General features: G+C 80.2%; 1 pseudogene. It reads left to right on the forward strand.

Annotated elements, in window-relative coordinates:
- Nucleotides 1-1,299 (forward strand): annotated as a pseudogene (locus FA014_RS19410) (hypothetical protein); the annotation flags it as partial.
- Nucleotides 1,300-1,607: the final 308 nt, after the last annotated feature.

The raw sequence follows: 1,607 nt of genomic DNA on the forward strand, positions 1-1,607 counted from the left end.
ACCGCGACCGGCGGCGGGGCGCGAGCGGGACGACCGCGGCGTCGCCGGTCACGGTGGCTCGAGGTCGCGGCGGTGGCCGCGGCCGCCGCGGTGGTCGCCGGTGCGGGCGGGTACGTCCTCGGCACCGGGGGCGGGGCGGACGCGGTCACGGCCGCGGCCCCGATCACCCTGGCCGGCCCCGCGGCCGAGGGCGCCACGAAGATGGACGGCATGGCGTCGACCGCGGATCTGCGGGTCGCGCCGTGGTTCGGCGGCCGCGCGGTGTTCACCGCCTCGGGCCTCGCCGACGACGCCGGCTCCGGCCACGCCTGGGCGTTCGACGCCGCGTCCGTGTTCTCCGCCGAGACCGCGGCCCGGGTCGCCGGCGTCCTGGGCGTCGCCGGGGACCCGGTCCTGCAGTACGGCGCGTGGACCGTCGGGGCGCAGGACGGGTCGGGCCCCAGCCTGTCGCTGCAGCCGGACGGCACGGCCGGGCTGAGCTACTTCGACCCCACGCGGGACCCGTGGGCCTGCACCGCGTCCGCCCCGGACCAGCCCGGCGACGGCGCGACGGCGGACGGCTCCGCGGGCACGGCGTCCGAGGACGCGGCGTCCGGCGGCGCCGCCGTGGAGGTCGTCCCGACCCCGGAGCCCGCGACCCTCGACCCGGCGCTGGTGGACCCGGCGCTGCCGCCGGTCGTCGGCCCGTCCTGCGACCCGGCAGCCGGCCCGGCCCCGACCGGCGACGCCGCCACCTCGGCCGCGCGGGACCTGATCGGCGCGCTCGGGCTCGACCCCGACGGCTTCCAGTACGAGGCCGTCGACACCGGCGACGCCCGCTCGTCGGCGGTGACGGCGTACCAGGTCCTCGACGGTCAGCAGACCGGGCTGACCTGGTCGGTGACGCTGGTCGCGGACGGCGTGCAGTCGCTGTACGGCTCGCTCGCCCCGCTGGTCGACCTGGGGGAGTACCCGGTCGTGGGCGCGGCGACGGCCGTCGAGCGGCTCAACGACCCGCGGTTCGGCACCGGCTTCGGCGGGGTGATGCCGCTGGCCCGCGCCGCGGTCGAGGACGACGCGGTGGGCTCCTCCTCGGCCGCCTCCGCCGACCCGACGGTCCCCCCGACCGCCCGGCCGGGCGACCCGATCCCGTGGGCGGTCCAGCAGGTGACGATCACCGGCGCGCGGCTCGGCGTGAGCCAGGTGACCGGCGCCGACGGGTCGGCGCTGCTGGTGCCGGCCTACGAGCTCTCCGACGCGGACGGCTCCACGTGGAGCGTCGTCGCGGTGGACGAGGGCTCGCTCGATCTCGCCGGGTGACCGGCGACGCGCCCGGCCGTGGAGGGCGGCCCGGGCGCGCCGGGGGCGGTGCAGCCCTGACGCGGGCGGGGAGCCGGAGGGGGCTCCCCGCCCGCGTGCCTGCCTGCGGTTGCCGACCCGCGCCCGGCACGGGACCGTCGGTGGATGGGACGACGACACGACAGCACCGGGCACCGCACCCACCTCCGCGCCGGCCCCGGGCCCGTGCCCGGCGACCCGACCGTGGCCCTGGCACCGCCCGGGACGCCGCCCCGGCGCCGCGGCACCGCCGCCGGCCTCCTCCTGCGCAGCGCCGTGCTCGGCGTCGC

Origin of the sequence: Cellulomonas hominis, from assembly GCF_005239125.1 — a bacterium.
Classification (GTDB): Bacteria; Actinomycetota; Actinomycetes; order Actinomycetales; family Cellulomonadaceae; genus Cellulomonas; species Cellulomonas hominis_A.